Raw genomic sequence first — 7834 nt, 5'->3', positions numbered from 1 at the left:
ACGCCCACCATCCCGCCGAGGATCAGCAGCACCCCGCCGACCAGCATGCCCCGCCGGGTGGTCAGCGCGTTCTGCGTCGCACCGGTCTGCCAGACCAGCATCCCGACGCCGAAGCCGGCCGTCAGCAGCGCGAGCACGCCGTAGATCAGCGGGGTCGCTTCGAGCATGCCGTCACCCTACCGTTCCGGTCGCGGTCCCGGCTCGGGCAGCCGCGTCGCCGCGGCCTGCTGCCGCGGCGGGTCAGACGGCCGCGGTCGTCCGGTGGATCGGGCCGGCCCCGGACCGCAGGGGCGTCGCGTCACCGCTGGCCCGGACGGCGAGCACCTCCGCCAGCACGGACACCGCGATCTCGGCCGGCGTGCGCGACCCGAGATCGAGCCCCATCGGCATGCGCAGCCGGGCGATCGCCTCCGGGGCGGTGCCGAGCACCGCGAGCCGCTGCCGGCGCCGCTGCGCCGTGCTCCTCGACCCGAGGGCGCCCACGTACCCGGCGGGCGACTCGAGCGCCGCCGCGAGAGCGAGGGGATCGAGGTCCTCGTCGTGGCCGAGCAGGCAGACCGCATCCCGGGAGGTGAGGCGGGCGGCCGCGACCAGCTCGTGCACCCGGCCGACGTGCACGGCGGCCGCGGAGGGGAACCGGTCGCGCTGCGCGAACGCGGCGCGCGGATCGCAGACCGTCACGCGGAACCCGACCGCGGTGGCTGCTGCCGCGAGCGCGACCGCCGTCTCGGTCGCTCCGCCGATGACCATGCGCGGCGCGGGAGCCGCGACGTCGACGAGCAGCCGGATCGCGACCGGATCGCAGGCCACCTCGACCAGCCCGGGCCGGGCCGCGTCCTGCGCTCCCTCGAGCGCGGACCGGAGGCGTGCGGCCGAGAGCCCCGGGACCAGGGCTGACAGCTCGTCGACGGTGCGCGCGGTCACGGCCCGCCCCAGCACCCTCGCGGGACCCGACGTCACGACGGCGAGCGCGGCGGGCTCTCCGGCGGCCGCCACGCGAAGCTGCGCCTCCACCGCAGGACCCCCGAGCGGGTGGACCAGCACGTCGAGCTCGCCGCCGCATGCGAGCCCGGCGTGCAGTGCGGCCGCGTCGCCGAAGCCGAACCGGCGGACGCGCGCCCTGCCGCCGCGCAGCAGCCCGAGGCACTCCCGCAGCGCGGCCTCCTCGACGCACCCGCCGGACACGGACCCCAGCACCGCGCCGGAGCGGGTGACGGCCATGGAGGTGCCGGCGCCGTGCGGCGCGCTGCCGAGCACGTCGATCGCCGTCGCGACCGCCAGCGGCTCCCCGGCCGCGACCAGCGGCAGCAGGCGGTCCGCGAGCTCCAGCATCCGCCCATCCTTGCGGCGCCGCGTTTCGGGCGCGTGTCGTGGCGCGGATCGGGAATCCATATCGGATCTCCTCGAATTCGACAACGCATTCCCATCCCCCTCTACTGGGGACGGAATGGATGCGGACAGACCGATCTGTCTGTCCGCATGGCTGCTACAGTCATTCCATCGCGATACCGGTCGCGAGAATGCGATACCCGTCGCAGACCGAATACCGAACACCCATGAAGCACCGGCTCGACCGCCGTGCCGTACGACCCTGGACCCAGCCCGAGTCGGAACGCACCCGAACGGCTGACGAGCACCGCTCCTCCCCGGTCCCGCGCCCCCACGCGGAACAGAGGGCTCCCCGTCCCCGCGCGGAGCCCTCGAGACGGGCAGACGAGAAACGCCGCGAACGGCCGACCCCCCGATCGGCCGTCGCGGCGTCTCCGTAGCGACTCAGGCCTCGATTCCTGCCCCCCAGCGAGGAAGAAGCCCGATAGCCAGCAGCATAATCGCCCGCTTCTCGAATTGCAGCCGGAATTCGGTCCCCAGTGCGGGGCACATATCCCGCGCCGTCCCGATACCGTTGATCCCCCCGACGGGAGGACGCCAGATGACCGCAGCCGGCACCCCGGATCCGGCGCACGTCGCCGACACGCACGACGTGATCCGCGTGCACGGAGCGCGGGAGCACAACCTGAAGGACGTCCGGATCGAGATCCCGAAGCGCCGGCTGACCGTGTTCACGGGCGTGTCCGGCTCCGGCAAGAGCTCGCTCGTGTTCGGCACCATCGCCGCCGAGTCGCAGCGGCTGATCAACGAGACCTACAGCGCGTTCGTGCAGGGCTTCATGCCCTCGCTCGCCCGGCCCGACGTCGACGTCCTGGACGGGCTGACCACCGCGATCATCGTCGACCAGCAGCGGATGGGCGGCGACGTCCGGTCGACCGTCGGCACCGCGACCGACGCCGACGCCATGCTGCGCATCCTGTTCAGCCGCCTCGGCGAGCCCGCCATCGGGTCGCCGCAGGCGTTCTCGTTCAACATCCCCTCGGTCACCGGGTCCGGCGCGATGACCGTCGCCCGCGGGGACGGCGAGACGGTGGAGCGCTCGTTCGCCCAGGTGGGCGGCATGTGCCCGAGGTGCGAGGGCCGCGGCACGGTCTCGGACATCGACCTGACGCAGCTGTTCGACGAGTCGAAGTCGATCCACGAGGGCGCCATCACCGTGCCCGGGTACACCGCCGACGGCTGGATGGTCCGCGTCTTCGCGGAATCCGGCTTCTTCGACCCGAACACGCCGATCCGCGACTTCACGGCGCAGGAGCGGCAGGACTTCCTGCACCGGGAACCGACGAAGGTGCGCTTCGAGACCATGAACCTCACCTTCGAGGGACTGATCCCGAAGGTGCAGAAGTCCTTCTTCTCGAAGAGCCGCGACGCGCTGCAGCCGCACATCCGGGCGTTCGTCGACCGGGCGGCGACCTTCGCGGCCTGCCCGGAGTGCGACGGCACGCGCCGGTCCGCGGCGGCGCGCTCCTCCCGGATCGCCGGCGTCAGCATCACGGACGCCTGCGCGATGCAGGTCAGCGACCTGGCGGCCTGGGTGCGCGGGCTGGAGGAGGCGTCGGTGGCGCCGCTGCTCGAGTCGCTGCAGCAGCTGCTCGACTCCTTCGAGGAGATCGGCCTCGGCTACCTCTCCCTCGACCGCTCGTCGGGCACGCTCTCCGGCGGCGAAGCGCAGCGGGTGAAGATGATCCGCCACCTCGGCTCGTCGCTGACCGACGTCACGTACGTGTTCGACGAGCCGACCACGGGGCTGCACCCGCACGACGTGCAGCGGATGAACGGGCTGCTGCTCGCGCTGCGCGACAAGGGCAACACCGTGCTGGTCGTCGAGCACAAGCCGGAGGCGATCGCGATCGCGGACCACGTGGTCGACCTCGGCCCCGGGGCCGGCGCGGCGGGCGGCTCCGTCTGCTTCGAGGGCTCGGTCGACGAGCTGCGGCGCAGCGGCACCGTCACCGGCGCGCACTTCGACGACCGCGCGGCGCTGAAGGCGGCGGTGCGGAGCCCGACCGGCGTCCTACCGGTGCGGGGCGCTCGGTCGCACAACCTGCGGGGCGTCGACGTGGACATCCCGCTCGGCGTGCTCGTGGCGATCACCGGGGTCGCGGGTTCGGGCAAGAGCTCGCTGATCGGCGGGTCGGTCTCCGGGCGCGAGGGCGTCGTCACCATCGACCAGGCACCGATCCGAGGGTCGCGCCGCAGCAACCCCGCCACCTACACCGGGCTGCTCGATCCGATCCGCACCGCGTTCGCGAAGGCCAACAAGGTCAAGCCGGCCCTGTTCAGCGCGAACTCGGCGGGCGCGTGCCCGAGCTGCAACGGCACCGGCGTCGTCTACACCGACCTCGGCATGATGGCCGGCGTCTCGACCACCTGCGAGGTGTGCGGCGGCAAGCGCTTCGCCGACTCCGTGCTCGAGTACCGGCTGGGCGGCCGGGACATCAGCGAGGTGCTCGGCATGGCCGTCGCGGAGGCGGAGGCGTTCTTCCGCACCGACGCGAAGGTGCCTGCCGCGCACACCGTGCTCGCCCGGCTCGGCGACGTCGGGCTCGGCTACCTCACGATCGGTCAGCCGCTCACCACGCTCTCCGGCGGCGAGCGCCAGCGCCTGAAGCTGGCCACCCACCTCGGCGAGCCCGGCGGGGTGCTCGTGCTCGACGAGCCGACGACGGGGCTGCACCTCGCCGACGTCGACCAGCTGCTGCGCCTGCTCGACCGGCTGGTCGACGGCGGCAGGTCGGTGATCGTGATCGAGCACCACCAGGCCGTCATGGCGCACGCGGACTGGCTCATCGACCTCGGCCCGGGCGCCGGCCACGACGGCGGGACCGTCGTCTTCGAGGGGACCCCCGCCGACCTCGTCGCCGCGCGCGGCACCCTCACCGGCGAGCACCTCGCCGCGTACGTGGGCGGCTGAGCGCCTCCGGGCAGAGTCACCGATCCCCGACGGTGGGGAGGAGGAAGCGGTCCTCGCCGTCCGGGTTGCGGCCGTCCGAAGCGCCGCCGTTCGCGAGCACGACGTGCCTCGACCACCGGTTGACCGGCGCGACCGTCAGCAGCGCGCGGTCGATCCCGAGCTCCGCCGCGCGCAGCCGTCCCTCCGCGAGCATCCGCGTCGCGTGCCCCTGGTGCTGCCAGGGATGCACGACGTGGTAGCCGATGTGCCCGCCGGCCTCCTCCGGCAGCAGCCGGTGCCGCACCACCAGGGTGCCGAGGTAGTGGGGACCCGACACGTACCAGAGCAGCGTCGAGGGCACGCCCCAGCGCTCCCGCACCCCGACCCGGTCGGCGACGAACGCGGCGAAGTCGAGGCTCGCGGGGCCGAGCCAGGCGGTGTCCTCGCCGCGGACCCGCATGTCCGCCTGCTCGCCGGTGAGGTAGGAGATCCGGACGTCGACGGTCGGCGGCACGAGGTGCGGCCGCTCCGGAAGCGTGATCACGCGCCCATCGTTCCCCCGGTCGGCTCCGCGGGGGCTCGGCGGACCCTCAGGCGGCGGACACCCGCTCGGCGAGCAGGTCGCTGACGCCGCGGGGCTCGCGGTCCAGCAGCTCGCGCAGCAGCGGATCGACGCCGGCGAAGTCGCCGCGCCTGGCCGCCTGGAAGAACCCGAGCGTGAAGCGTGACTGCGCCTCCGGTGCACCGGAGGCGATCTGCGCGGCCACCCAGTCCTCGTCGTCCAGCACCACGCGCTCGATCGGCCGACCGGTGAGCCCGGCCGCGATCGCCGCGATCTCCGTGAAGTCCGGCGCCGCGGACGCGGTGAGCGTGATCGGGCCGTCGAAGCCGCCCGGCCGGGAGAGGACGACGGCGGCCGCCTCCGCCTGCTCGGACCGGTCAGTCCACGACACCGGGCCGTCGGCGGGAGTCGCGATGGCGCCCGCCGACTGCCACGGGCCGAGCATCCAGTCGATGCTGTGGGCGTAGAAGCCGTTGCGGAACGAGGTCCACGCGACACCCGACTGCGCGAGGAGCGCCTCGGTCTCGGCGTGGTCCCGACCCGGTCCGAACGCGGTGTCGGGCTTCGCGTTCTGATGGCTCGTGTAGAGGATCCGCTGCGCCCCCGCCGCCACGGCCGCTTCGACGCCCACCAGGTGCAGGGCGGGGCCGTCAGCGCGAGGGTCGCTCGAGGAGACCAGCAGCACCTGCTCGGCGCCCTCGAACGAGTGGAGGAGGGCTGCCGGGTCGTCGTACGACCCGCGCCGGACGCGGACGCCGCGGTCGGCCAGGTGCTGCGCCCTGCCGACGTCGCGGACGCTGACGGCGACGCGGTCGGCGGGTACGAGCCCCAGCAGGTGCTCGACCGTGGCGCCGTTCAAGGCGCCGGTCGCTCCGGTGATGACGATCATGGGACGCCTCGTTCTGTTATCGATGATTCAAGAGGGACGGTAGCAGAGGAAACCCACCGTTCGCACCGATCCGTTAGCATCGATAGCGTGATCGAGCCCGTCGCCGCGTCCAGCCGCGACCGGACCCGCGCGCAGCTCGTCGCCGTCGCCGCCCGCCTGCTCGCCGACGGCGGCGCCGAGGCGGTGACCACGCGGTCGGTCGCTCTCGCCGCAGGCGTGCAGGCGCCCACGATCTACCGGCTGTTCGGCGACAAGGAGGGGCTGCTCGCCGCGGTAGCCGAGCACGGGTTCGCGAACTATGTCGGCGAGAAGCACGTCGAGGAGGCCGGCGACCCCGTCGACGGCCTCCACGACGGCTGGAACCTGCACGTCGGATTCGGCCTGGCGAACCCCGCACTCTTCCGTCTCATGCACACCGGGCTGCGTACCCCGAGGGCCCGCGAGATCCTGGCGAGCGGCACCGAGGTGCTTCGCGCCAGGGTGCGCCGCGTCGCGCAGGACGGCCGCCTCCGCGTGACCGAGCGTCGGGCGGTCGAGCTGATCGGCGCGACGGGCACCGGGATCGTCCTCCAGCAGATCGAGCAGCCGGACGCGGCGCGGGACACCGCATTGCCCGAGACCGCCTGGCAAGCGGTGTGCGCCGCGATCCTGACCGACGCCCCTGCCTCGACGACCGGTCCGGAGTCGGCTGCCGTCGCGCTCCGCGCCTCCCTCGACGACCTCGCGGCGCTGACCCCGGCGGAGCGTTCGCTGCTCGCGGACTGGCTCGACCGCATCACGAACGCCTGATCCCAGCACGGCCGCCGCCCACAGCAGCGCTGCCGTGGGCCGTAGGCGGACCGGACGCCGCCACGGGACGCGACGGTGGACGCATGGCCGATTCCCCCAGACCCCCGATGTTCGACGACCGAGCCAGGCGGCAGCTGCACGAGCGGCGCGTGCTGGTGCTCGACGGACCGCTCGACGACGACAACGGCACCCTGCTCGCCACGTCCATGCTCGCGCTCGCGGCCGAGGACCCGATCAGCGACATCGCGCTGTGGATCCACTCCCCCGGCGGCTCCGTGCCGTCGATGCTCGCGATCCGCGACGTGATGCGGATCGTGCCGTGCGACGTGGCGACGCTGGCCGTCGGGCTGGCGTGCAGCGCGGGGCAGTTCCTACTCTCCTCCGGCGCCCCCGGGAAGCGGCGGGCGCTGCCGCACGCGCGGATCCTGATGCACCAGGGCTCCGCCGGCATCGGCGGCACCGCCGTCGACATCGAGCTGCAGGCCGACGACCTGCGGCACACCCGGGACACGGTGCTGGCGCTCATCGCGGAGGACACCGGGCAGCCTCTGGACCGGGTGTTCAAGGACTCCCTGCACGACCGGTGGTACACCGCCCAGCAGGCGAAGGACTACGGGTTCATCGACGCGATCGTGGACCGGTTCGACGACGTCGTGCCTCCGGACCGCGAGCGCGCCGGCTTCGGCCCGATGGCGGTCGCGCGATGAGCGGCTACACGATCCCGAACGTGATCGCCCGCGACTCCCGCGGCGAGCGGATCATGGACGTCTACTCCCACCTGCTCGACCAGCGCATCGTGTACCTCGGCACCGGCATCGACTCCGGGGTGGCCAACGCCCTGATCGCGCAGCTGCTGCACCTGGAGGGCAACGACCAGGAGCGGGACATCCAGCTGTACATCAACTGCGAGGGCGGCGACCCGAGCGCGATGCTCGCCGTCTACGACACGATGCGCTACATCCGCTCCCCCGTCGCGACGACGTGCGTGGGCCAGGCGGTCGCCGTCGGCGCGGTGCTGCTCGCCGCGGGTGCGGAGGGGAAGCGGTCGGCCCTGCCGCACACCCGGGTGGTGCTGCACCAGCCGGCGGCGCAGGGCCGCGGCACGATCCCGGACCTGATCCTGCAGGCGGACGAGGTCGTGCGCATCCGTGCGGACCTGGAGGCGGTGCTCTCCCGGCACACCGGGCAGGCCGTGGAGCGGCTGCGGGCCGACACCGACCACGACCGCATCTTCACCGCGGCCGCCGCTCGCCAGTACGGCCTGATCGACCAGGTCATCGAGCGCCGCTGAGGGCGAGCGCACCCCTCCCGG

General features: G+C 73.3%; 7 protein-coding genes. 4 read left to right on the top strand and 3 right to left on the bottom strand.

What is annotated here, in order from left to right:
• Nucleotides 1-240 precede the first annotated feature (240 nt).
• Nucleotides 241-1332, bottom strand: a complete 1092-nt coding sequence (locus ACFE60_RS01895; protein WP_375387143.1) for an XdhC family protein — start codon at nt 1330-1332, stop codon at nt 241-243.
• Nucleotides 1333-1930: 598 nt separating this feature from the next.
• Between ACFE60_RS01895 and ACFE60_RS01890 the strand changes: the two genes are divergently transcribed.
• Nucleotides 1931-4303, top strand: coding sequence for an ATP-binding cassette domain-containing protein (locus ACFE60_RS01890; protein WP_375387142.1), 2373 nt, complete (start codon nt 1931-1933; stop codon nt 4301-4303).
• Between the two features lie 16 nt (nt 4304-4319).
• On the opposite strand, the gene ACFE60_RS01885 is transcribed toward ACFE60_RS01890, so the two are convergent.
• Both ACFE60_RS01885 and ACFE60_RS01880 read right to left on the bottom strand, forming a co-directional pair.
• Nucleotides 4320-4826, bottom strand: a complete 507-nt coding sequence (locus ACFE60_RS01885; RefSeq protein ID WP_375387141.1) for a GNAT family N-acetyltransferase — start codon at nt 4824-4826, stop codon at nt 4320-4322.
• 46 nt (nt 4827-4872) lie between these two features.
• Complete coding sequence (locus ACFE60_RS01880) at nt 4873-5733, bottom strand: NAD(P)H-binding protein (RefSeq protein WP_375387140.1); 861 nt, start codon at nt 5731-5733, stop codon at nt 4873-4875.
• Nucleotides 5734-5820: 87 nt separating this feature from the next.
• Here ACFE60_RS01880 and ACFE60_RS01875 point away from each other — a divergent pair, with 87 nt between their 5' ends.
• From ACFE60_RS01875 to ACFE60_RS01865, 3 genes are all read left to right on the top strand, one after another.
• Entirely contained in the window at nt 5821-6522 is a 702-nt protein-coding gene (locus tag ACFE60_RS01875; protein WP_375387139.1) for a TetR/AcrR family transcriptional regulator, read from the top strand.
• Nucleotides 6523-6605: 83 nt separating this feature from the next.
• Complete coding sequence (locus ACFE60_RS01870; RefSeq protein ID WP_375387138.1) at nt 6606-7229, top strand: ClpP family protease; 624 nt, start codon at nt 6606-6608, stop codon at nt 7227-7229.
• A complete protein-coding gene (locus ACFE60_RS01865) occupies nt 7226-7813 on the top strand; it encodes a ClpP family protease (RefSeq protein WP_375387137.1) in 588 nt (195 codons plus the stop codon). Before ACFE60_RS01870 ends, ACFE60_RS01865 begins: the two co-directional genes overlap by 4 nt.
• Nucleotides 7814-7834: the final 21 nt, after the last annotated feature.

It is taken from the genome of uncultured Amnibacterium sp. (assembly GCF_964245895.1).
In the GTDB taxonomy this organism is placed as follows: Bacteria; Actinomycetota; Actinomycetes; order Actinomycetales; family Microbacteriaceae; genus Amnibacterium.
The sequence above is the reverse complement of the archived record's forward strand: the minus strand, read 5'-3'. Positions and strand labels throughout refer to the sequence as shown.